Raw genomic sequence first — 22424 nt, forward strand, 5'->3', positions numbered from 1 at the left:
ATTATAATCCTAGTTCTTTTTTTACTTCTCTAGCTATTTTATTGAATTTTTCAAGTTCTGATGAATGCTGGTCTCTTAATGTAGCCATAGCATCTTCGTGTCCTGATAAACCACAAATAGCAACTGTATAACAATCTGTCTCTGATCTAACCATTTTTAATGCAACATTTGCATAGTGACAGTGAACACCGATAAATATCGCTGCTTTAATATTGTTATGCCAAATTGTTAAGTTTGGGTGATTTGGATTGATCTCAACTTCTGCATCAATTTTTGGATACTTTGGTCTGTAATCATACATTGGAATCATGTTAGCGTTAAGAATTTCTGACATCTCTTTTATAAGAGTAGCTTTCTTTTTAGCTTCTTCGTTAAATCCGTATAGTACTTGTGGACCAGGGAAAATTGTTGCATTCTCTTTAGTCAACATAACTTTTGCAATTTCTCTCATTGCAATTTCTTCATCTACTATCTCTTCTAGTAAAAGTGCTTTTCCTTCTGGTGGTGTAATTACACCTTCATACGTAGCCGCAGGATACGGTGAATAATACGCGGGACCTTGGTTTGCCATAAGTTCTCCTATGATTTTTTTTAACTGTATTTTGAATTAAGTCTAAATTCTATACTTGTTTTTTTTAGTTTGAGCCATTTTTATCGAGATTTACTCTCGACAATAGAATGGGAGCTTAAACTTCTTTTGCTTCAGCCATTTCCATCGAAATACAATCTCGATTAAGTAGGTCAGAACATACGTACACACACAGTGCACACCCTTTACATCTATCTTCATCGACCCAAGATGTATTTCCAACTTTATCGAACATTAGCGTATTAGCTTCTGGACAATATAGTGTACACATATTACATTTATGCTCAGCACACTTGTCTGAATCAACTTTTGCTACATAATACATTTATTTACTCCTCATAATAACTTAAACATTGTTATTAAACCTGACAATAATATTTAACTGTCAAGTCCAATAATTCGCGATGTAGCCTCAAAAAAACTATAAATAAATCTATTAGTCAGCTACATTTTATGTTTTATAAAAAGAATTCTACTCAAAAAACCTTTGACTTTTCTTTAAGAATATATAAACTTAATTGATACGAATGATAAATTAACATAATTTTATATTCATTAAATATTAACAAAAATGGGCTTTTATATATTTAATAAATTTTTATTCTAAATTATATCTCTTTCTTAACTTAAATAAAAAAACAACTCTAAAAAGCACTGAGTGAAACTAAAGTTCTGAGTGCTATAATTTCAAAATAATATTAAAAGGAAAGAATATGTATACAATTGAGATTGATGATCCTTGTAGTTGTTTTAAGAAAAGTGGTATGGATCAGACTATGACTTTTGAGAATAGAGAAGATGCACACATGAGAGCTAAGGTATTAGAGTGTCGCATGAATCAAGAGTTTTGTCTTACACATTACTTTACTGCAGTAGATCTTGGTGAAAAAATTCTTATTACTAAAATAGTACGTCCAGTAGATGAAGATGAAGACTATGACTATGAAGATGTAAAAAAGCTTATAGCAAACAGTAATGTAAAAATAGGTTTTGATGATGCTGAAGAGACTCCAAATGGTGACAAACGCGGAAAAACTAGTACTCATAGTTAAGCTACTTGAATTAGAACAAAAAAACTCTCTTTAACTTGCTTTGAAGAGAGTCTCCTCTTTAACAAAAACAACTCCCTTAAACTACTTAAAGTCTAAATAAACTTTTATAAAAATAAAGTACTTTTAAATCCTATCTTTGTTTTGGCTTTAATCACTATAATTCGAAAATTAAAGATAAAAGGATAGATTTATGAATACAGTAGAAATGGCATATGAATGTGCATGTTTTAAAAAAAGTGAATATGAAGCAAAAAAAGCATTTGATAATCAACAAGATGCATACAATTATGCAAATGTACTAGCAGAACTTATGAATGAAGAGTTCTGCTCTACACACCAATTTGTTTCTCAAAAAACTGAAGATGATAACTTTATCATTGGAGTATTTGACAATCCTAATGCAGGTAGCTGTGGAACAGGTTCTAGTGACAGCAGTTGTGACTCTGGAAGCTGTGGCTGCTAATCCATCAAATTAAAATTTTATCTTCAAAATAGAATGATAGAGTTGTTATATTTCAATAACTTCTCTATTTTATTCCCCCCAAATATACCTTTTGCTATACTTTAGTTATTAATTACAGGAGAGATTATGCCTTATGATACAGTAGATAGAGGAAAGATAGAAGAGATGGTACGTCTTTTTTATGGCACTGTTCTTGAAGATGATATTTTAGCACCTATTTTCATTAAATCTTTAGGTGATGACTTAAATAATGGTAAATGGCATGAGCACTTAAATACTTTATACAAATTTTGGGACCTTATGATGACTGGAAAGTTTGGCTATGGTGGAAACCCCTTTCCGCCACATGCTTTCATGGGACCTCTTACTCGTGAACATTTTGAACGTTGGTTATTGCTGTTTAAAGCAACGGTAAATGAACTTTTTATTCCAGAGATAGCTGATAAGTTTTATACAAAGGCAGATAGACTAGCCGAACAATTTATAGACAATCTTGGTATTGACGATGAAGATGAAGATGACTAAACAAATACTTTTTATACTCTAGAGTATCCATAATAGTCATTTTTACTATCATACATTTTGATATCAGCTAAGTTTGATAGTTGCTCAAAGCTAGTACCCTCATCTGGAAAAGATGCATACCCAATGCTAATGCTTATATGCAGTTCTGACTTACTTTCAAGACAAACAACTGGAAAATTTGATTTAATCTTTTCAATAATTTCAGATGCTTCATCTGTATTTTCTATATGTTCAAGTAAAATCATAAACTCATCCCCTCCATAGCGTGATACAGTATCAGTAACTCTCACAATCTCTTGAAGTTTTCTAGAGACCATTTTTAAGATCTTATCCCCTATGTTATGTCCGTAAGTATCATTAATCTCTTTAAATTCATTTAAGTCACACTTTTTAGCAAAATAATCAGCATCTACTAAGATATTACTTCGTGAACATATCATTCTAACCATATGTCGTCCTATTCCATTTCCTTTCCTACATATTCCAATTTTTATAACGAAATTAAATTTAATTATATAATTAGCAATAATTTTAATAAAGAAACATAATTTAAGCTAATACATAGAAAAATTTAGGATATAATATTTTGTTATAAAATAATCATAAGGGGTTTACAATGGGTACAATGTTATTAACACTTGGTGCAGGACTATTTTTTGGTCTAATTGTTTTTTTTACATGTGAAGAGAAATCACTTAAAGATGCTGATTTTTCTGACATGAAAGGTCTTTTTACTCAAGAGCTAAAAGCAACGGAATGTATTGGACAGTTTCAAACTATTCGCTATATGCTTATCTATTTCATTAGTTTAGTGATTTTTGATTTAATGATTATACATTTTGTTTATGTTCCAAATGAACTCTTTGCACTTAAAGAAGTTGCGTTAGCATATACTTTTATACCTTCACTATTAGGTTCATGGGTAATTTTACTTGTAAAATGGACTTATCAACCTGTAATAAAACTCGCTTCGTCATTTATGTATGGATCAGTTTTCATTGCAGCTTCTGTAATTGCATATGTTCTGTCTTACCTTATAATAGGCTAATTCAAACTCTCTCTAGTCTTTTAGGGCTAGAAGAGCTTTTAAATCGTAAGTTTACCTCTATCTAAAGCAAAAATTAATCATCTAGATAATAGACTATATTATGAAAACATTCAAGGTAATAAATGGCTGATTTAGAAGAAGAGATAATAATTATTGAAGATAGTGAAGCCGCCGAGAACTTACATCCCACTGAGGAAAAAGTAGAGGAGTCATTAGATAGCTCTAAAAAGAAAAAAATAATTATTTTTGCTGCACTTGGTCTGCTTCTCATATTAATCATAATTCTTACTATTGTACTTCTTAGTAAATCTCCTCAAAAAGTAATACCACTTGATATGGATCTTTTAGATGAAAAACTTGAAAATCAAACAGAGGAAAAAATAGAACCGAGTAAACTAGAAAACATGATAGCAAAAGCAAACTATCTTTATACGAATGGTTCTAAAGAAAAAGCACTCTCACTTTATGAAAATATAGCTCACTACAGTGAAGCAATCTCTGAATACAACTTAGGAGTAGCTCAACTAAAAAACGAGCAGTATGCTTTGGCGTTAAAAACATTTACAAGAGCAATTAAAAACGATGAAAAAAGATGTGTAAGCGCTATAAATGCTGCAGTCTGCTCTTTACATTTAAAAGATCAAGAGAGTTTTAAATACTATATAGATTTAGCCTATGCTTACCTTCCATATGAAGTTAATTCACCTCTATACTCATACTACTACACTCTTATAAGTTACTATAATCAAGATTATATCAATGCACTTAATTCACTTAAAAACGCAACTTCAAATGAGTATGAAACTACCCAGAAAAACCTCGCTGCAAGAATTAACGCTCTTTATGGGAATGACTATGAAGCTATTGATATCATTGAAAAAAACAATGAGCACCTTGATGACTTTTCGCTTGGTCTCTTATATGCGAGGATAGGAGATTTTGCACTTGCAAATAACCATTTTGATGAAGCAATCATAAAAAATATTCAGCCTGTAAAAGCACAACTTGCACTTGCTCTTATTAGTCTCAAGTCTGGTCAGCTAAAACGCTCTGCATCTAAAATAAAAAATGTAACCGATATGTATCCAGAGGAAGTTTATGAGCACTATCCAATAAAAGTCAAACTTAAAGATTCTCTTTTTGATACTCAAAAAGCACAAAAGCTCTACCGAGATAAAATCATTCATTCAAAGAGCACTATATTTCAGAAAATATTTACTTTTTCTCCCTATAAAGTTTTTAACGCTAATAAAACAATTAGCTATATTAGGAAAGGAAATGCCAATATTTACATAGATAATATTCAAGCGGCAAAAGAGTATCTAAAAACAAGTTCATCATCATCAAATGTAAATATCGGTATTACAAGGGCCATTAAAAAAGCATTAAACCTTCAAATAAGAGAGGCAAACCTTGATTTACAAGAGCTTATCAAGATTCAGCCAAAACACTCAATATTACACTATAATTTAGCTCTTACTTATGCTCAAATGGGAGATAATAAAAAGGCTCATGAGCACTTCTTACGTTCATACTACCTTGATGCAAAAAACTATCTCTCAGGTGTTTATGCAGTTATGACCTCACAGTTGATACATAAAGAGTCAAAAAAACTAAAATCTATCCTTATTGATTCTATTACAAGTGAAGAAGCGAGTGAAGAAAAAGAGCTTTACAAAACACTTCTGTATATCAGTGAGAACAACTATGTATCTGCTATAGAGTGGCTGGATAATGATTATAAACAACGCCCCCTTTATCTAACTCTTAATACTATTATCGCATTAAAACTAAACCGTTTAGATATAGCTAAACAAGCTACAAACAAGCTCACAGTTTTATTACCAAATGATATACTCCCTCATCTAATGTATATAGATACTCATTTTAGTGAGTATAAACCAAAAGAGTATGCGAATGAGGTACTTAATTACTTAAAAAAACAAGACTTTAATTTTAATGATCTCTACCATGGTCCATATATTACACGCTATTTATATATACAAGAAAACCTAATAACGGGTAAACTCTACTTTTTACGTGAACAACTTAAAAAAGTTCTTCAAACAACAGATACAAATACACATGAAATAGAGAGTGCCCTTGCTCTTGCATCACTTTATGATAAGCAGTTTGAAGAGTCTTACACTCTTTATAACCACATTATTGATGACTTACAAGTGAGGGATTCTTATACTCTATTTATGGGAGCGGTTGCTTCAACCGCTGCGGGACACCACGAAAATGCAATAGCACTCCTGGAACTATCAAAATTAAAAGACAGTGATTTCTTTGAGAGCCGCTATGCACTTGCTCTACTATACTTAGAGGTTAAAAATAATGCAGGAGCTGTAATTCAACTCTCTAGAATAGAAGAAGATGGTTTTATTTCGCAGTATTTTGATTTTAGTATAAATACAAATGAGTTACTCTTCAAGAAGCAACATCCAAAAGAGTAGATTTAAGAAAAATAGCCTAAAAGTGTCTCTGAAGATTTAATCTCACTTGAAATATTTACATCAAGTCTAAAATTACTTGGAAGATATATACTTGTAACTCCACAAAGTATAACACCATATCTAGATGTTTGATGTAGTTGTTGTGAAACTTTAAGATCAAAAGATATTGGAGCAAAACTTTGAGAGAGTCTATGCATTACTTTTACTCTATTGTTAGACTCATCTCTAAAGACCACAGTACAGCTCTCATTAATACTTGAAAATAGCTTACTATTTTTTGAAACTCTTGTCCCATTTACTAGATTTATTGCTTCAACTTTAGAATTCATGGGAGCTCTTAATATAGAGATATCACTATACCCACTCTCGACATCCACTCTATAGCTATATTCCCTATCATCTTCTAGTTCTACTATTGCACTTACTACACCATCACAAGGAGCTACTACACTAAAGTTTGCAAACATAGGTAATTGGCGTTCTGGATTTCTATATACATAAACTAAAAAAAGAACTATGGTAAGTGATACAAGAGAGAGAAAAGAGAGATCTAAAAGAGAGAAGAGTATAAACGCAACTAAGGAATAAGATATATATATCCAACCCTCTTTTGCTACAGGAAGAAGATTACTCTTCATCACTCGGTCCAGCTTTTTTATCAATCATAGATGCATCATCCTTTAACTCTTCACTTATATCATCAGAGCTTTTAACAACTTTTGATTCCATCTCATTATCTTTTTCAAAGTCAATTATGATTTTTACTACTTCTTCGCCTGTAATATTTTCTTTCTTGTAAAGAAGAGCTACCATCTTTTCTATAGCACCTCTATACTCTTCAAGTCTAGCTAAAACAACTGCATATCTTTCGCTTAAAGATGTTTTTATAAACTCATCCATATTTTCAGCCATCTTATCACTATACTCACGAGTTGATTGCATACCACCTCCACTCAAGAATGATTGTCTACTTTTTTCTAAAACCATTAGACCAGCAATATCACTCATTCCATATGTTTGAACCATAGATTTTATAATATCTGTAGCACGCTCAAGATCATTTCCAGCACCTGTAGATATCTCACCTATGAAAACTTCTTCAGCAGCACGACCACCAAGAAGCACATCTACTTCTGCCCAAAGTTCATGGCGTTGCATCATGAACTTATTTTCTTCAGGTTTGTTTAGTGTATACCCAAGTGCGGCTAAACCACGTGGAACTATAGATACTTTAGATACTTTCTTAGCACCAACAGTAGTTTCTGCAAGAAGTGCATGTCCACTTTCGTGATAAGCTACTATCTTTTTCTCTTTAGGGTTAATTCTGCGAGACTTTTTAGCTAGCCCTGCTAAGGCACGCTCAACTGACTCAAAAAGATCTTGTTGCTTAACTGTTTTTTGACTTTTTCTACCAGCTAATAGTGCAGCTTCATTGATAATATTTGCCAAATCAGCACCTGCAAGTCCTGCAGTAAGACGAGCAACCTCTTCAAGTTCTACGTCAGAGTCCATCTTAACACCCTTAACGTGAACTTTAAGAATCTTAACTCTACCCTCAAAATCTGGTTTGTCAACTAACACTTGTCTATCAAAACGCCCAGGTCTTAAAAGTGCTTGATCTAATACTTCAGGTCTATTTGTAGCAGCTAAAATAATAATTGGAGTATCTGTACCAAATCCATCCATCTCTGCAAGAAGCTGATTTAGCGTTTGCTCACGTTCATCATTTCCACCCATGCTTGCACCACTTGCTCGACTCTTACCAATAGCATCTATCTCATCTATAAATATAATACTTGGAGCATCTTTTTTTGCTTGCTCAAACAGATCACGAACACGAGCTGCACCAACACCAACAAACATCTCAATGAAACTAGAACCACTTACCGAGAAGAATGGCACTTCAGCTTCACCAGCAACTGCCTTAGCAAGAAGTGTTTTACCAGTACCTGGACTACCTACAAGAAGAACTCCTTTAGGAATCTTCGCACCTATTTCAACATAACGAGCAGGATATTTTAAAAAGTCAACTATCTCTTGAACTTCTTCTTTAGCCTCTTCAACACCTGCTACATCATCAAACTTAGTTTTAGGTTTTTCAGAATTTACCATCTTTTTTGAGTTACCCATGCCGAGTAAACCGCCACCCATACTTTTTTGCATACGCCCAGCAAAAAACATCCAGATAGCTATGATTATTAAAAATGGAAATAACCAACCAAACATTTCTGTAAACCAGTTTGTCTCGCTAAAACCGCTATATTCTATACCTTGTTTATCAAGTGATTCCACAAGTTTTGTATCACCCTTAACAATTCTAGTTGTATATACTTTTGTACCATCAGAGGAAGTAGCTTTGATGTAACTCTGACCAATTTCTACTTTGCCTACACTTCTTGAATCAACAAGCGATTTTAACTCAGAGTAACTTACTTGCTTTACTCTTGTGTTTCCACCTAGAGCTGCAGTACTAGAACCACCACCTTCACCTACTAAGACTTTAAAAAGCAAAATAATTACTACGGAAAATATAGCAAATGTTATGAGTGGATTTTTATTAAAAAAATTATTGTTGTTGTTTTCTTGTTTTGACATTTTGATTTATCTCTTTTGTATTATTTTCTTTTTAAAATTAAAGTAACCCATTCATCTTGAGCTATTTTTTCGACTATTTCACAATCTTTATAAAAGTTTAAAACTTTATCTTCATATTTATCTAAAATACCTGACAAGATAAGAATAGCATCTTCTTTTAAGGCATTTTTTAAATCATTGGCTATAAAAGTTAAAACATCTGCGACTATATTTGCTACAACTAAGTTATATTTTTTAGATATAAGTGAAGATGAGCCTTCCCATATATTATCAAATACTAACTCATTAAGTTTTGCATTTTCTACTGAGTTATTAACCGAAATAGGATCTGTATCACATGCGTCTACACTCGCACCTAATTTCATTGCTGCGATACCAAGTATTCCACTGCCGCAACCAACATCTAAAACATCATCACCTTTTTTTACATAGTGTGATATAGCTTTTAGAGCTGAAGCTGTTGTAGGATGATGCCCCGTTCCAAAAGCTAATGCAGGATCAATAACAATGTTTATTAGTTCTGGATTCGCTTTACTCCATGTTGGATGAATATAGAATTTATCAATAGCGAGAGGTTCTATACTTTTCTGGTAGGACTCTACCCAATCACTATTTTGAAGTTTTGTTTGAGTACACTCAATATCTATCTCTTGCTTTAGGGCTTTTTGGAGAGCTTCAGCAAACTGCTCAAGTCCCCATACTATAGTCTCAAGTTCATCCTCACTTCGAATAATAAAGCCATCACTATTTTCTTCAAAACCTACAGGAAGTGTATCTGATAAAAAGTCGGAAAAAAGTGAGTGGTGGGAGGAAACTTTAACTACTAACTCGAAGTAGTGCTCTTGCATTACTCCGCAACACCCATTACTGCACCAAGTTTTTCTTTTAAAACTTGTGGAGTAAATGGTTTAACAATATAGTTGTTTACACCCGCTTTTAATGCTGTTATAACTTCTGCTTTACCACCCTCAGTAGTTACCATAATAATTGGAACATCAGTGAATCTTTCATCAGCACGAACTTTTTTAACAAGTTCTAAGCCATTCATCTCAGGCATATTCCAGTCGGTAATAAGCATATCTATATCAGGATTTGCATCCATCGCTGCCCAACCTTCAAGACCATCAGCACCCTCTAAAATGTCTTTATATCCAAGACGAGCTAGTGTATTTTTAATAATACGACGCATTGTAGAGCTATCATCAACAACAAGTAATTTCAAGAGGAAATCCTTTTCAAAAATTTATAAATTTAGTCTCTAATAATATCGAAATTTTGTTTGTTTTACTATTAATCAAGTAATTTAAACATTTTTGGAAGGTCTAATCTTCCTTCATAATAAGCTTTCCCGATGATAACGCCATCTACTTCTTTCGTAGCAATTAAGGCAGTGATATCATCTTCATCTTTAACACCACCACTCGCAATTGTACTAACGCCACTCGCACGAGCAATGTCTAGAGTAAACTCAACATTAACACCACTTAGAGTTCCATCTTTACCAACATCTGTACAGATAATCGCTTCAACACCAGCATTAGCGAACTCACGAGCAAGGTCTGTCGCTTTCATTGTACTAACCTCTCCCCATCCTTCTACTGCTACATATCCATCTATTGCATCTATTCCAACTGCGATTGGATATTTTGAAGCCATATCTCTTACAAATTGTGGATTTTTAACTGCAATAGAGCCTAAAATAATTCTATCAATGCCTATCTCTAACATTTTCTTGATGGTCTCTTCATCACGAATCCCACCACCAAGTTCAAGCTTAACATTACAGTTTTCTCTAATTTTAATAATTGAATCTAAGTTTTTTGGCTCTCCTGCAAATGCACCATTTAAGTCAACTAAGTGTACCCATTCTGCACCCATCTCCTCAAATTTTTTTACAAGTTCATAAGGTTCACTTGAATAAACTTTTGCGCTATCCATAAGACCCTTCGTAAGTCTAACCGCCTGTCCATCTTTTAAATCTATCGCTGGGTATAAAGTCATTGTTATTATAATCCTATAAAGTTTTCTAAAATTTTAAGTCCATTTTCATGGCTTTTCTCAGGGTGAGGTTGAATCCCCATAATATTCCCATGAGCTACTGCTGAAGTAAATTCATATCCATACTCTGTTCGTCCTATTATGTCATTCTCATTCTCACAGTTAACATGAAAAGTATGTACAAAATATAGGTAGTGTTCTTCATCTAAGTTATTAAACAGTGGATGCTCAGTTGTGAACATTCTATTCCAGCCCATATGTGGAATTTTAAGTGGTTCACTAAACTTAGAACTATCAAAAGGAGTCACTTTTCCTTTTATAAGTCCAAGTCCCTCATGATCTCCAAACTCCTCACTACTATCAAAAAGAAGCTGCATGCCAAGACAAATGCCAAGCATAGGCTTGCTACTCGCAGCAAACTCTCTTATAGCATCTATCATATCACGTTCACGAAGATGCTCCATTGCATCCCCAAATGCGCCAACGCCAGGAAGTATTAACTTATCGTACTCTTTAAACTTCTTAGGGTCACTCTCCACTACGGTATCTTTTCCAAGTTTAGCAAAAGCATTTTTTACACTCGCTAAATTTCCCATATTGTAATCAACTATTGCAATCATTCATCTATCTTTAATTTAGTAAATCTAATGTATACTGCCAAGCCGATCAGTAGCATCGCCACTCCAGCTACGATATACATTGCATATATTAGTTTACTTGGGTCGGTTATCGCAAACTTAAATACAAGCATTAAAGCTTCGATAGAGAGTGCAATAATTATAGAACCCAAGAAACGCACCATAGTCTTATGCGGACCCGATATGTTGTTTTCTTTATGCCGCCCCATTATCTCTTCTTCTATAAGGGTCTTGGCAAGATCAAATATGGCCAGCGATAATGTAAGCAAGATAGTTGCCTCAAAAACATTTTTAATTTCAAAATGTTCAGGTGTAATTTCATAAACAAAAAAGCTATCTATACCTTTTAAAAATAGGAGCATTGCCACGGCAATAAGTGCTACAGCAAAAATAGCATATGAATATTTGAAAAATATACCAAAAAATGAATCTAAAGTATTTAAACGAGCTATTTCAATAACGGAATTAAATGGCATGTCAAGACATGCTACAAACTTAATCTTTCCATCTTCAGAGTAAATTGGTGCAGAAGCCGTAACAGTAAGCCCATTCGTTATTAGCGATGGATATGGATCGGTGATACTACATCGCCCTTCCCTTATAGCACGGTAATAATAGGCACGCTCTGCTCTAATCTTCCCTATATCTTCTTCGATCTCTTTATTTTTTGTGTATGTAGGACTTACTTGAACTCCTGCATTATCTAAAAGGTAAACACCTTCACAGTTCTCTAAATCTGCTTTTATTTTGAGTAGATTAGGTATTACCATCTCTTGAGTTAAGGAGGGTAGTCTGTTTGGGATATTTTTAGAAAATAGGTAACAAAAGTATGCACGAACCTTTGTTCTTCCCATCGCAAAATTTTGTATATCTGAAGCAACCATTCTTTTAGCCTTCTAAAATATTTATGTTTTTAAAATTATATCAAAGCGATAGTTAGAGCTAAATTATTTTACTTCAAAATCACTTGTATGTTCACCTATATCTTTATGTGTATGTTCTGGCTGGTGAGTAAGGCTAGGTCCAAATACTTTTTTAATGATTGATTTAAAACCTTTTTCATTCTCTTCATACTCTCTCTCAGTCTCCTGAAGTGACATCTCCCAAGCTGATGAAAAACCGGGAGCTTTAAGCATCATTTTTCGTAATGCTCCATCATATATATTTAAAAGTCTAAGTTCAGCACGACCAGGCTTTTGCCCTAATGACTGTACTGAAATTCTAAGATTCTCATTCTCTTTTTTAAGAGTAGTGAGTTCATTTTCTAAATTTTTACTTCCCTCACTTGTAATCTTCATCTGACGATTTAAGTGCTCTTTATACTCTTTTATCTCTTTTTTGTAAGCTCTTAACTCAAATCTAGACTTTATATAACTCAAAAACCAACCTACAACAGCTGCACCGATAATCAATAAAATTCCTAGGTAACTTAATTCCATATATAACTCCTTAATAATTAACTTAGTGTAACAAAATTCTGTTAATAATTAACTTTGCACTGCTATACTTCATCATAAAAATATAAGGATATAGTTATGCCAAAAATATCAAGACGTGGTTTTATGAAAAGTGCTCTGGCTATGGGTGCATTACCTCTTATGGCAAATTCTAGCAAATCCGAAACTCTAAGATTTATACACATAACCGATTCCCATATGGACTTGGGTGATAGTGATAGTGTAGATGCGATGAAGTTAATGGCTACGTTTATCAATGAAAACTACAAAGATTTAGACTTTGTACTCTTTGGTGGTGACAACTTCAACAATAATGTTATTGGAAATAAAGATGCTCTAGTTTTTAAAGAGATTATAGAAACTCTCCACTGCAGGGCACTTGTAGTTCGGGGAAATAAAGAATCTTCTCCTAAACCAAACGACTCTATTCATTTAGAAGAGTTTAAAACACTTTTTCATACAGCAAAAAATCTCAAAGTGTTTGGTAAAGATTGGCTATATGAAGTAAAAGGATACAATGTTTTAGGACTAGATAGCTGTATATATGGAAAGAACAATGGCCTTTATACCGAGGAGACACTTAAATTCGCAGAAAAAACTCTTCAAAATAAAAAACCAACACTCATTCTAAACCATCATCCATATACAAATTATTGGGGTGGCACTGAATCAGCTGATATACAGAAGTATGTCTTAGGAAACTCTAATGAAGTTCAAAAAAGACTCTTTAGATATCATAACCTTATCCTAACACTATCAGGGCATAAACATATAGATTCTGTAAAAGATTTGGATCACACAAAGATGGTAGTCACTCGAGGCTTTGTGAGACCACTTGATTTAGACATGTACCCAATGCGTTATGTTGAACTAAATGGAAATAAAATAAGTGAAAAATTAATTTATACTTCTTAAGATATAATATCATTAATGAATAAAGATATTTACAAAATAGCGATAGTAAGACTCTCTGCGCTTGGTGACATTGTTAACAGTGCTATTGTCTTGCAATTTATACATGCTAAATATCCTAATGCTCAGATAGAGTGGATAGCTGAAGAGGTTTTTTCACCTCTTCTAAACAATCATCCACTTTTAAATGCAGTACACACTCTTAATCTTAAAAAGTTTAAAAAAGAGAAGAGTCTTAAAAGCCTAAATGAAAATCTCAAGAAAATCAAATCCTTTGGTCAATTTGATCTAATTATAGATATGCAAGGACTTATAAAGTCAGCAATTGTCTCGCGTTTACTAGGAAAAGAGACACACGGCTTTAATAAGAACTCTACAAGAGAATCACTGGCAGCCTGTTTTTACAAAACCTCAACAAATATCTCATATGAGAGCGGTGTTGTTAAACGTAATACTTTTTTGATAGCGGATGCTTTAGGGTTTGAAATATCACAAGAGATGATTTTAAATAAAAAATCCATCTTCGAAATAAATAAAAAATTTGACCTCGATAAAACAACTAAAAATGTAGCTTTTGTCATAGGAGCATCTTGGGAATCAAAAATCTATCCTAAAGAGATGGTAGTAGATATATGTAATGATTTAAAACTAAATGCTTTTATAATCTGGGGAAATGCACAAGAAAAAGAGAATGCTGAGTGGATAGTAGAGAATTCGAACTATGCCTCTTTAGCTCCTGAACTTGCCTTGGATGAACTAGTCTCTTTTATCTCTAACATGGACTTAGTTATTGGAAACGATACTGGCCCAACACATATGGCTTGGGCACAAAATATTCCTTCCATTACGCTTTTAGGTCCGACTACAACAAGAATGATTCAAGAGACACCCTTAAATATCGGTATAAAATCACCTTCAAATGTCGATTTACTAAAGATAAACAAAAATGACTTCTCCATAAGAGAGATACCATATGAAACAATAGTACAAAAAGCAAAGGAACTTATAGATGGGATTTAAACTACTTCTTGTTTTAGAAATAATTTTAATGGCTCTACCAAAAAAAATTAGAAAGTCATTTTTTCTTTTACTCGCTTACTTAGGGTATAAATTTTCTAAAAGATATAGAGATGTAGCACGAGCGAACCTAAACTTTGTTTTTGATGGTAGTATGAGTGAAGAAGAGATAGAAAGTATAGTTAAATATAGTTTTAAAAATCTTCTACTTAATTTCCTTCATGTTATGGAACTGCGTCATATGTCTCTAAAAGAGCTAGAAGCAACAGTGAGTGTTGAAAATATTGAAGCTGTCAATAAAGTGCATGCAGAAAATCGTGCTGTCATCTATGTTACCTCACACTACTCTTCTTGGGAGTTAGGTGGAGCATCTCTTGGTGCTTTTGTTGAGCCACTTGCTGCAGTTTATAAAAGAATGAAAAATAGCATTTATGAAGAGTGGCTACTTGAAGCACGTGCACATTTTGGAAATACAAACCTTGAAAAAACTGGTGTTGTAAAGCCTCTTGTTAAGCTTATAAAAGAGAAAAAAGCGAGCGGAATTTTAATAGATACAAACATCAGTCCTAAAGAGGGTGTCATTGTAGAATTTATGGGTAAAAATATCCGTCAAACTTACTCACCTGCTTATCTTGCAAGAAAGTTTAACGCAGCTATTATCCCTGTAACTATTAGAACTGACGATGAAGAGCACTACACACTAAAGCTTTACGATGAGATTCCAGTTGAAAATACGGATGATGAAAAAGCAGATATTTTAAAAGCGACACAACTTCAAGCGGATTGGTTAAGTAAGCTTATTACTGAAGAGCCAAAGTTTTGGTTTTGGCTCCATAGAAGATTCAAAAATGATTATCCTGAGATATATAACTAAAAAACTTTACTAAATATTTTTATTATTATCTTCACACTCTTTAGTTCTAGCCTCAAATAATTTTAAAATCGTTAAGAAAAATGCAGTAATTGCAGGCCCAAGTATCATTCCCCAAAAGCCAAACGTTGTTAGTCCTGCGATAATAGAAAAGAATATAACTAACTCATTCATTTTTGCGTCATCATCTTCGAGTAGTCTTTGGTTTATCTCTTTAATGATAATAGGTTTTATAAACGTATCAGCAATAATTGAAATAACTATAATAGAATAGAGCGCGATAAAAATAGCGTTTGAATCATTCCCTAATGAAAACTCATATAACATAAATGGAAGCCACATAAGGGCTCCTCCCACTACAGGGATAAGTGAAGCAAACCCATACATAACGCCAAAGAGCAATCCGTTATAGCCTACAAAAGAGATTGCAACTCCAAAAAGCACTCCTTGAAACATTGCGTTTGCTATGATAGAGTAAAAAACAACACTCATAACAGATGAGAGTTCCTTAGCGAGTGTACTGCTCTCATCAACCGACATCTGAACAACACGCTTTATAAATTCAACAATTGTTGCACCATTAAACTGCGCAAAAAAGTAAAATATAATGACTAAAAAAGCATTTTTCACAAAACCTGCACTAAAAGAGCCAATAGTCCCAGCCATACTGATTGCATACTTAGTAATACCATTCATATCAACATCTTTAACGGACTCATTTAAGTAAGGTTTTAAAAACTGCATATACTCAGGTGGAGTTGCAACAAACTCTCTTATCATTAACTCTATTTTTTGAATCATTTCAGGGGATATAGAGTTTAGTTTTATAGTTAGTGTAGCTAAGAAATAGCCAAGAGGTGCAAAAAACAGAACTGCTAAAAGAAAACTAGAAAAAATAGCCGCTAAAAATTTATTTTTCAGTAGTGATTCTAAATAATTTTGAATATTTGCTGTAGATATTGCTAGTAATGCCGCAATTGTGATGACAAGTAAAAATGGAGTATATAAAAGGTACATCCAATAGAGTGAGGTAGCAAATAAAATTGCGATTAAGTATTGAGGTTTCATTTAAAAAAGTGTCCCATCTGCATTTACATACTCCATGTTTAATATATCATAAGTAGCTCTAGTCGCTCGCCTACCTTTTGCCGTTCTCTCTAAATAGCCATTTGCTATTAGATAAGGCTCTAGTACATCTTCAACGGTCCCTTCATCTTCACTCAAAGCTGCAGCAATTGTGCTTAGACCCATCGCCCGACCATTAGCAGCGACAAGAAGATTTAGAAGTCTAATATCCATCTCATCAAAACCATGGGAGTTAATACCTAGTTCATCAAGTGCATACTGCGTGCGTTTATGGTCAATATGTAACTCATCTGCAACTTCAGCAAAATCACGAACACGACGAAGTAAACGCAGAGCTATACGAGGAGTTCCGCGGCTGCGTTTAGCAATTTCATGAGAGGCCTCTTTTACAATTTCTTTGTCTAGTTTATTTGAAGCTTGAACTATAATTTTAGCAAGTTCTTCTGAAGAGTAAAAATTCATTCGAAAACTCATACCAAATCTATCACGTAGTGGATTTGATAACATTCCTGCACGAGTGGTAGCACCTATAAGTGTAAAACGCGGTAGGTCTATCTTTACTGTTTGAGCAGCAGGGCCACTTCCTATAATGATATCAATACGGTAATCTTCCATAGAGGAGTAAAGTATCTCTTCGACTGCAGGTGAAAGACGATGAATCTCATCTATAAAAAGTATGTCGCCCTCTTCTAGGTTTGTTAGAATTGCAGCTAGGTCACCACTTTTTTCTATCATTGGAGCAGCAGTCACTTTAATGTTTGTATTCATCTCATTTGCAATAATAAGCGCTAATGTAGTTTTTCCAAGTCCAGGAGGTCCATAAAACAGAACATGATCTAATGCTTCTTGGCGCTTTTTACTCGCCTCTATAAAAACACCAAGATTCTTTTTAATCTGCTCTTGACCTATATATTCACTCCAAGCATCAGGGCGTAGCGTTACTTCACTACTCTCTTCATCCATGCTAAATGTTTCTATCTCTACAAGTCTATCCATTAGAATTTATCCATTTAATATGTATGTTCCTCTTTAGGAAATTCTCTATTTGAAACTTCATCAGCATATTTACCAACGGCATACCTAACTAAAGTTGCACCATCCATGTATTTTTTTACAAATTTAGGTGTGAACTCTTCAAATAGACCAAGCATATCTGAGAAAACTAGTACCTGTCCATCAACATCAACGCCAGCACCTATTCCAATTACAGGGATAGAAACACTCGATGCAACTTCTTTGGCTACATCTGCTTTTACCCCTTCTATAACCATACAAAAAGCACCCGCTTCTTCTATAGCTTTAGCATCACGAAGCAGTTGCTCTTTTTCTTCTAATGTTTTACCCTTTACTTTATAGCCGCCTTCACTTCTCACTGATTGAGGTAGAAGTCCAATATGGCCACAAACTGCAATTCCATTATCTGTTAAATGCTTTACAATATGAGCTTTATCTTCCCCTCCTTCAACTTTTACACAATCAGCCTGCGTTTGCTGAAATACTTGTATAGAATTCAAAAGTGCACTCTGTGCATCTACATATGTACCAAAGGGCATATCACATATCACAAAGCTCTCAGGAGCACCAGCACAAACAGCATTAGTATGGTATATCATCTGCTCTAGTGTAGCACTTATCGTATCACTTTTACCAGCAAAACTCATGTTTAATGAATCACCTACTAGTATCATGTCTGCACTATCTGACACTAACTTAGAAAATAGTGCATCATAAGCTGTAATCATTACTAAGGGCGTATTCCCTTTACTCTTTTTTATTGAAGATATAGTTAACTTTTTACTCATTTAAATACTCTTTTTTATATAATAAAAGTATTTTAACCAAATATTGCTATAATTTGAAGCATATTAGGAGAATTATCATATGGGTGTACGAAGTGAGTTAGATGCTAACTTTGATTTTGAAATTGTAGATGAGTTTCTAGATCACTATTCTATGATGGTCGACAGTATGGAAGTGATGATTATTGACCTCTCAAAGCCCAATATGTATGAAAGAAGTGTGAATGAACTTTTTCGTGTCTTTCACAACATAAAATCTGCTTCTGGTTACCTAAAAATAGAACCTATGGCAAAGCTTGCAGCTTTTGTTGAAGATGAGCTTGAAGAACTTAGAGAAAAAAAACCACCCATTAGTGAAGAGAGTATTAATTGGCTTCTTGCCATTAGTGATATGTTCGCGGCTTGGCATGATGACCTAAAAGCAGACAGAGAACTCTCTAAAATAAAATACTTTTTACTTAAAACACCTGACTTGGAAAAATAAATTTGAAAAACTTAGTAGCATATATTACATCTGGATATCCAGAAAAATCATTTAGCATAGACTTAGCCTTAGCTCTTGGAGAAAATGGTGTTGATACACTTGAATTTGGTGTTCCATTTTCTGACCCTGTTGCAGATGGCCCACTTATTGAAAAAGCAAACCACAAAGCACTTGAACTTGGTTTTAAATTTCAAGACCTTTTAGAGATATCACGTGAGGTCGCACCAAAAGTAGATACACTTTGGATGGGTTACTTTAACAGTTTTTATCAGCAAAACATGCAAGAACTTATTCCATTAGCCCAAAAGCTTGGAGTAAATGGACTCATAATCCCAGACTTACCACATGAAGAAGCACTCCTTTACAGAGAGTTATTCTCTTCTAATAATGTAGCAAACATCTCTTTTGTTGCACCAACTGATTCAGAGTCAAGAATTAAAGAAGTAGTAAGTGAAGCTCAAAAATTTATATATATGGTTGCATATACAGGAATAACAGGTTCAGGCAAAGCTGAAGATCTCCAGCCATTTTTATCATCTATAAAAAAATATACTCAAACACCAGTATACGTCGGGTTTGGAGTGAATGCTAAAACAGCTAAAGATAAGGTTATAGGTGCTGATGGTGTGATAGTCGGAAGTGCCTTTGTTGACATACTTTTAAAAGAGGGTATTCCTTACTCTGTAAAGATTAAAGAGTGCTCTGAGTTAGCTCAAATTATCAAAAATGAAATCAATCTATGACTCACCTTTTCTAAAGTTATAGGATAATTCATCAATTTTAAAAATATTTATGTTTAGAGATTGTATAATTCAATTCATATTTAGACACTTACTTAAAAGTGACAAAAAAAGCACCACAAGGTAGACTATGAAGTTAGAAGAGTTAGAAGCACTAGGACTTAAAGATATAGGGAATGTTTTTCATAACCTAAGTTACGATGAATTAATTCAACATGAATTGAAAAATGGTGAAGTGAAACAAACGAACAAGGGTGCTACAGCTGTAGATACTGGTATATTTACAGGTCGCTCACCAAAAGACAAATACTTCGTAGACCGTGACCCATCAAACAAGTATATCGCTTGGGGTGATGTAAATAAAAAAGTTTCTTCTAAAATATTTGACGAACTTCTAGTTGTTGCTCAAGAGCAACTTTCTAGCACTGACTTATATGTTACAGATGTATTTTGTGGTTCATCTATCGCTTCTAAGAGATCTGTTCGTTTTGTATCTGAAATAGCTTGGCAATCTCACTTTGTAAAAAACATGTTTATCCGTCCAACAGAGCCTGAACTTGAAGTATTTAAATCTGATTTTGTTGTTTTAAATGCTTGTAAAGCAGTAAATGATAAATGGAAAGAGCATGGACTAAACTCTGAAGTCTTTGTACTTTTTGATGTTGAAAATAACATAGCAATCATCGGTGGAACTTGGTATGGTGGAGAGATGAAAAAAGGAATTTTTTCTATGATGAACTACTGGTTACCACTCGAAGGAAAACTTCCTATGCACTGTTCTGCTAATGTTGGAGATGATGGTGACACTGCACTTTTCTTTGGTCTAAGTGGAACTGGTAAGACAACTCTCTCAACTGATCCGCATCGTGCACTTATTGGTGATGATGAGCATGGATGGGATAATCATGGTGTCTTTAACTTTGAGGGTGGATGTTATGCAAAAGTAATTAACCTTGATGGTAAAAGTGAACCGGAAATTTACGGAGCAATCAAAAAAGATGCTTTGCTTGAAAATGTAGTAATGTATGGTGATGGTGAAGTAGATTATGAGGATGGTTCTAAAACAGAAAACACCCGTGTATCTTATCCAATTGAACACATTGCAAACCACGAACCAGGTTTAAATGGTGGCCATCCTAAGAATATTATCTTTTTAACTGCGGATGCATTTGGTGTGCTTCCTCCTGTTTCTAAGCTTACTAAAGAGCAAGCGATGTACTACTTTTTAAGTGGCTATACTGCAAAAGTAGCTGGAACAGAGCGTGGTATAACTGAACCAGTTGCAACATTCTCTGCTTGTTTTGGGGAGGCTTTCTTACCTCTTCACCCAACTGTTTATGCAAAGCTACTTGGTGAAAAAATTGATGAGCATGGAGTAAATGTCTACCTTGTAAACACAGGTTGGACAGGTGGCGTTTACGGTGTTGGTAAACGTATGAGTATCAAAAATACACGTGCTTGTATTAATGCTATTCTTGATGGTAGTATTCAAAATAGTGAATTTAATGTCACTAAAACATTTAGACTTCAAGTTCCAAAAACTTTAGGCGATATCAACCCTGATATTTTAAACCCTCGTAATGCTTGGGCAGATAAAGACCTTTTTGACAAGACAAGAGATGATCTTGCTGATATGTTTATAGCAAACTATAAAAAATATCAAGATGAAAACCATACAGACTATGCTCCATATGGTCCAGTTGTAGGAAGTTAAAACTTCCTACAAAAACAGACCCTCTCTCTTAAATATTCCAGTAAAATAATTTCACAAAACATAACTATCTCATAAAGAAAAAATAATATTTACTTATGCAAGATGTGCTGTAAGTACCTTAATGCTACATTTTAGAATCACTCTTAATATTTAGCATAGACTTAAGTACCATGCAACAACTAAAATGATAGTATTTGTTAATTTTATACTATCCTGGAGTTTGAATGATACAAAAATTTCTACTAATAAGTTTAATATCTATAAATTTATTTGCAATTACGAATGAAGAAGTTGCAAAAAAAACAGAATCTATTATGAGTGGATTTGAGGACTCAAGTTCTGAAATGACAATGACTCTTATAAATGCAAATGCTCAAAAACGTATACGTAAAATGAAGATGCAAGTTCTTGAAAAAGAGTCTGGTGACAAATCTTTAATGACTTTTTTATCTCCTGCGGATGTTAAGGGAACAAAATTTTTAAAATATGAACATATAGATAAAGATGATGAACAGTGGCTTTATCTTCCTGCACTAAAGCGCGTAAAACGCATAGCATCAAAAAATAAATCTGGATCATTTATGGGAAGTGAATTTTCTTATGAGGATTTGAGTTCATTTAGTGTCGATAAATATAATTTTAAAGGTGATGCTGAAGTTGTTACACTCGATGGCATAGAGTTTTACAAAGGTCAAAGAGATCCTATAAGTAAAAACTCTGGCTACACAAAGCAGATATCATGGGTGGATACAAAAAGCTTTCTTATTAAAAAAGTTGAATATTATGACCGTAAACATGAGCTGCTTAAAACTGCTACTTTTGAAGATTATAAAAAAATTTCCAATATATGGCGTGTTGGAAAGATGACAATGCTAAATCATCAAAATGATAAACAAACTATACTAGTCTGGAAAAATGAAACAATCAGAAATAGTTTAAAAGAGAAAAGTTTTCATAAAAGAATTTTAAAGAAATAA

At 33.7% G+C, this 22424-nt stretch carries 26 protein-coding genes; 12 read left to right on the forward strand and 14 right to left on the reverse strand.

Going from position 1 to position 22424, the window contains the following annotated elements; genetic code table 11:
* Position 1: 1 nt before the first annotated feature.
* Both GJV85_RS10770 and GJV85_RS10775 read right to left on the reverse strand, forming a co-directional pair.
* Positions 2 to 571 (reverse strand): carbon monoxide dehydrogenase beta subunit family protein, encoded by a 570-nt coding sequence (locus tag GJV85_RS10770; RefSeq protein ID WP_207561361.1) that lies wholly within the window; start codon positions 569 to 571, stop codon positions 2 to 4.
* 115 nt (positions 572 to 686) lie between these two features.
* Positions 687 to 914, reverse strand: coding sequence for a 4Fe-4S dicluster domain-containing protein (locus tag GJV85_RS10775; RefSeq protein ID WP_207561362.1), 228 nt, complete (start codon positions 912 to 914; stop codon positions 687 to 689).
* 388 nt (positions 915 to 1302) lie between these two features.
* On the opposite strand from GJV85_RS10775, the gene GJV85_RS10780 reads away from it, so the two are divergent.
* From GJV85_RS10780 to GJV85_RS10790, 3 genes are all read left to right on the forward strand, one after another.
* Positions 1303 to 1641 carry a hypothetical protein gene (locus GJV85_RS10780; RefSeq protein WP_207561372.1) on the forward strand — a complete coding sequence of 113 codons (339 nt, stop codon included), beginning with the start codon at positions 1303 to 1305 and terminating at the stop codon, positions 1639 to 1641.
* A gap of 190 nt (positions 1642 to 1831) precedes the next feature.
* On the forward strand, positions 1832 to 2104 hold the full coding sequence (locus GJV85_RS10785) for a hypothetical protein (RefSeq protein WP_207561382.1): 273 nt from the start codon (positions 1832 to 1834) through the stop codon (positions 2102 to 2104).
* 126 nt (positions 2105 to 2230) lie between these two features.
* Positions 2231 to 2629, forward strand: a complete 399-nt coding sequence (locus GJV85_RS10790; RefSeq protein ID WP_207561383.1) for a group III truncated hemoglobin — start codon at positions 2231 to 2233, stop codon at positions 2627 to 2629.
* An 11-nt stretch (positions 2630 to 2640) separates the two neighbouring features.
* On the opposite strand, the gene GJV85_RS10795 is transcribed toward GJV85_RS10790, so the two are convergent.
* Positions 2641 to 3078: a GGDEF domain-containing protein gene (locus tag GJV85_RS10795; protein ID WP_207561384.1), complete on the reverse strand. Its 438-nt coding sequence runs from the start codon at positions 3076 to 3078 to the stop codon at positions 2641 to 2643.
* A 167-nt stretch (positions 3079 to 3245) separates the two neighbouring features.
* Between GJV85_RS10795 and GJV85_RS10800 the strand changes: the two genes are divergently transcribed.
* Together GJV85_RS10800 and GJV85_RS10805 are read left to right on the forward strand one after the other, a co-directional pair.
* Positions 3246 to 3677 carry a hypothetical protein gene (locus GJV85_RS10800; RefSeq protein WP_207561385.1) on the forward strand — a complete coding sequence of 144 codons (432 nt, stop codon included), beginning with the start codon at positions 3246 to 3248 and terminating at the stop codon, positions 3675 to 3677.
* A gap of 122 nt (positions 3678 to 3799) precedes the next feature.
* Positions 3800 to 6136: a tetratricopeptide repeat protein gene (locus tag GJV85_RS10805; RefSeq protein ID WP_207561386.1), complete on the forward strand. Its 2337-nt coding sequence runs from the start codon at positions 3800 to 3802 to the stop codon at positions 6134 to 6136.
* Between the two features lie 2 nt (positions 6137 to 6138).
* On the opposite strand, the gene GJV85_RS10810 is transcribed toward GJV85_RS10805, so the two are convergent.
* The 8 genes from GJV85_RS10810 to GJV85_RS10845 form a co-directional block, all read right to left on the reverse strand.
* A complete protein-coding gene (locus GJV85_RS10810) occupies positions 6139 to 6774 on the reverse strand; it encodes a phosphatidylserine decarboxylase (protein ID WP_207561387.1) in 636 nt (211 codons plus the stop codon).
* Positions 6764 to 8731 (reverse strand): ATP-dependent zinc metalloprotease FtsH, encoded by a 1968-nt coding sequence (ftsH, locus tag GJV85_RS10815; protein WP_207561388.1) that lies wholly within the window; start codon positions 8729 to 8731, stop codon positions 6764 to 6766. The genes GJV85_RS10810 and ftsH overlap by 11 nt, the downstream gene beginning before the upstream one ends.
* A 20-nt stretch (positions 8732 to 8751) precedes the next feature.
* On the reverse strand, positions 8752 to 9579 hold the full coding sequence (locus GJV85_RS10820; protein WP_207561389.1) for a 50S ribosomal protein L11 methyltransferase: 828 nt from the start codon (positions 9577 to 9579) through the stop codon (positions 8752 to 8754).
* Positions 9579 to 9953 (reverse strand): chemotaxis response regulator CheY, encoded by a 375-nt coding sequence (locus GJV85_RS10825; RefSeq protein WP_207561390.1) that lies wholly within the window; start codon positions 9951 to 9953, stop codon positions 9579 to 9581. Before GJV85_RS10825 ends, GJV85_RS10820 begins: the two co-directional genes overlap by 1 nt.
* A 68-nt stretch (positions 9954 to 10021) precedes the next feature.
* Positions 10022 to 10732: a 1-(5-phosphoribosyl)-5-[(5-phosphoribosylamino)methylideneamino]imidazole-4-carboxamide isomerase gene (gene hisA, locus GJV85_RS10830; protein WP_207561391.1), complete on the reverse strand. Its 711-nt coding sequence runs from the start codon at positions 10730 to 10732 to the stop codon at positions 10022 to 10024.
* Between the two features lie 5 nt (positions 10733 to 10737).
* On the reverse strand, positions 10738 to 11349 hold the full coding sequence (gene hisH, locus GJV85_RS10835; protein WP_207561392.1) for an imidazole glycerol phosphate synthase subunit HisH: 612 nt from the start codon (positions 11347 to 11349) through the stop codon (positions 10738 to 10740).
* Positions 11346 to 12251 (reverse strand): PDC sensor domain-containing protein, encoded by a 906-nt coding sequence (locus GJV85_RS10840; RefSeq protein WP_207561393.1) that lies wholly within the window; start codon positions 12249 to 12251, stop codon positions 11346 to 11348. Before GJV85_RS10840 ends, hisH begins: the two co-directional genes overlap by 4 nt.
* Before the next feature lie 63 nt (positions 12252 to 12314).
* Positions 12315 to 12806 carry a lipopolysaccharide assembly protein LapA domain-containing protein gene (locus GJV85_RS10845; protein WP_207561394.1) on the reverse strand — a complete coding sequence of 164 codons (492 nt, stop codon included), beginning with the start codon at positions 12804 to 12806 and terminating at the stop codon, positions 12315 to 12317.
* 96 nt (positions 12807 to 12902) lie between these two features.
* Between GJV85_RS10845 and GJV85_RS10850 the strand changes: the two genes are divergently transcribed.
* From GJV85_RS10850 to GJV85_RS10860, 3 genes are read left to right on the forward strand one after another with little or no spacing between them, the layout of a single operon-like run.
* Positions 12903 to 13739, forward strand: coding sequence for a metallophosphoesterase family protein (locus GJV85_RS10850; protein WP_207561395.1), 837 nt, complete (start codon positions 12903 to 12905; stop codon positions 13737 to 13739).
* Positions 13740 to 13754: 15 nt separating this feature from the next.
* Positions 13755 to 14756 carry a lipopolysaccharide heptosyltransferase I gene (gene waaC, locus GJV85_RS10855; protein WP_207561396.1) on the forward strand — a complete coding sequence of 334 codons (1002 nt, stop codon included), beginning with the start codon at positions 13755 to 13757 and terminating at the stop codon, positions 14754 to 14756.
* Positions 14746 to 15627 carry a lipid A biosynthesis lauroyl acyltransferase gene (locus tag GJV85_RS10860; RefSeq protein WP_207561397.1) on the forward strand — a complete coding sequence of 294 codons (882 nt, stop codon included), beginning with the start codon at positions 14746 to 14748 and terminating at the stop codon, positions 15625 to 15627. Before waaC ends, GJV85_RS10860 begins: the two co-directional genes overlap by 11 nt.
* 9 nt (positions 15628 to 15636) lie before the next feature.
* On the opposite strand, the gene GJV85_RS10865 is transcribed toward GJV85_RS10860, so the two are convergent.
* From GJV85_RS10865 to panB, 3 genes are read right to left on the reverse strand one after another with little or no spacing between them, the layout of a single operon-like run.
* Complete coding sequence (locus GJV85_RS10865) at positions 15637 to 16692, reverse strand: AI-2E family transporter (RefSeq protein ID WP_207561398.1); 1056 nt, start codon at positions 16690 to 16692, stop codon at positions 15637 to 15639.
* A complete protein-coding gene (gene ruvB, locus GJV85_RS10870; RefSeq protein ID WP_207561399.1) occupies positions 16693 to 17706 on the reverse strand; it encodes a Holliday junction branch migration DNA helicase RuvB in 1014 nt (337 codons plus the stop codon).
* A 14-nt stretch (positions 17707 to 17720) separates the two neighbouring features.
* A complete protein-coding gene (gene panB / locus GJV85_RS10875) occupies positions 17721 to 18512 on the reverse strand; it encodes a 3-methyl-2-oxobutanoate hydroxymethyltransferase (protein WP_207561400.1) in 792 nt (263 codons plus the stop codon).
* Between the two features lie 79 nt (positions 18513 to 18591).
* Between panB and GJV85_RS10880 the strand changes: the two genes are divergently transcribed.
* The 4 genes from GJV85_RS10880 (at position 18592) to GJV85_RS10895 (ending at position 22424) form a co-directional block, all read left to right on the forward strand.
* Positions 18592 to 18993 (forward strand): Hpt domain-containing protein, encoded by a 402-nt coding sequence (locus GJV85_RS10880; RefSeq protein WP_207561401.1) that lies wholly within the window; start codon positions 18592 to 18594, stop codon positions 18991 to 18993.
* A gap of 2 nt (positions 18994 to 18995) precedes the next feature.
* Entirely contained in the window at positions 18996 to 19736 is a 741-nt protein-coding gene (gene trpA / locus GJV85_RS10885; RefSeq protein WP_207561402.1) for a tryptophan synthase subunit alpha, read from the forward strand.
* A gap of 127 nt (positions 19737 to 19863) precedes the next feature.
* Positions 19864 to 21447 carry a phosphoenolpyruvate carboxykinase (ATP) gene (gene pckA, locus GJV85_RS10890; RefSeq protein ID WP_207561403.1) on the forward strand — a complete coding sequence of 528 codons (1584 nt, stop codon included), beginning with the start codon at positions 19864 to 19866 and terminating at the stop codon, positions 21445 to 21447.
* 224 nt (positions 21448 to 21671) lie between these two features.
* Positions 21672 to 22424, forward strand: a complete 753-nt coding sequence (locus tag GJV85_RS10895; RefSeq protein ID WP_207561404.1) for an outer membrane lipoprotein-sorting protein — start codon at positions 21672 to 21674, stop codon at positions 22422 to 22424.

Source organism: Sulfurimonas aquatica (assembly GCF_017357825.1).
Classification (GTDB): Bacteria; Campylobacterota; Campylobacteria; order Campylobacterales; family Sulfurimonadaceae; genus Sulfurimonas; species Sulfurimonas aquatica.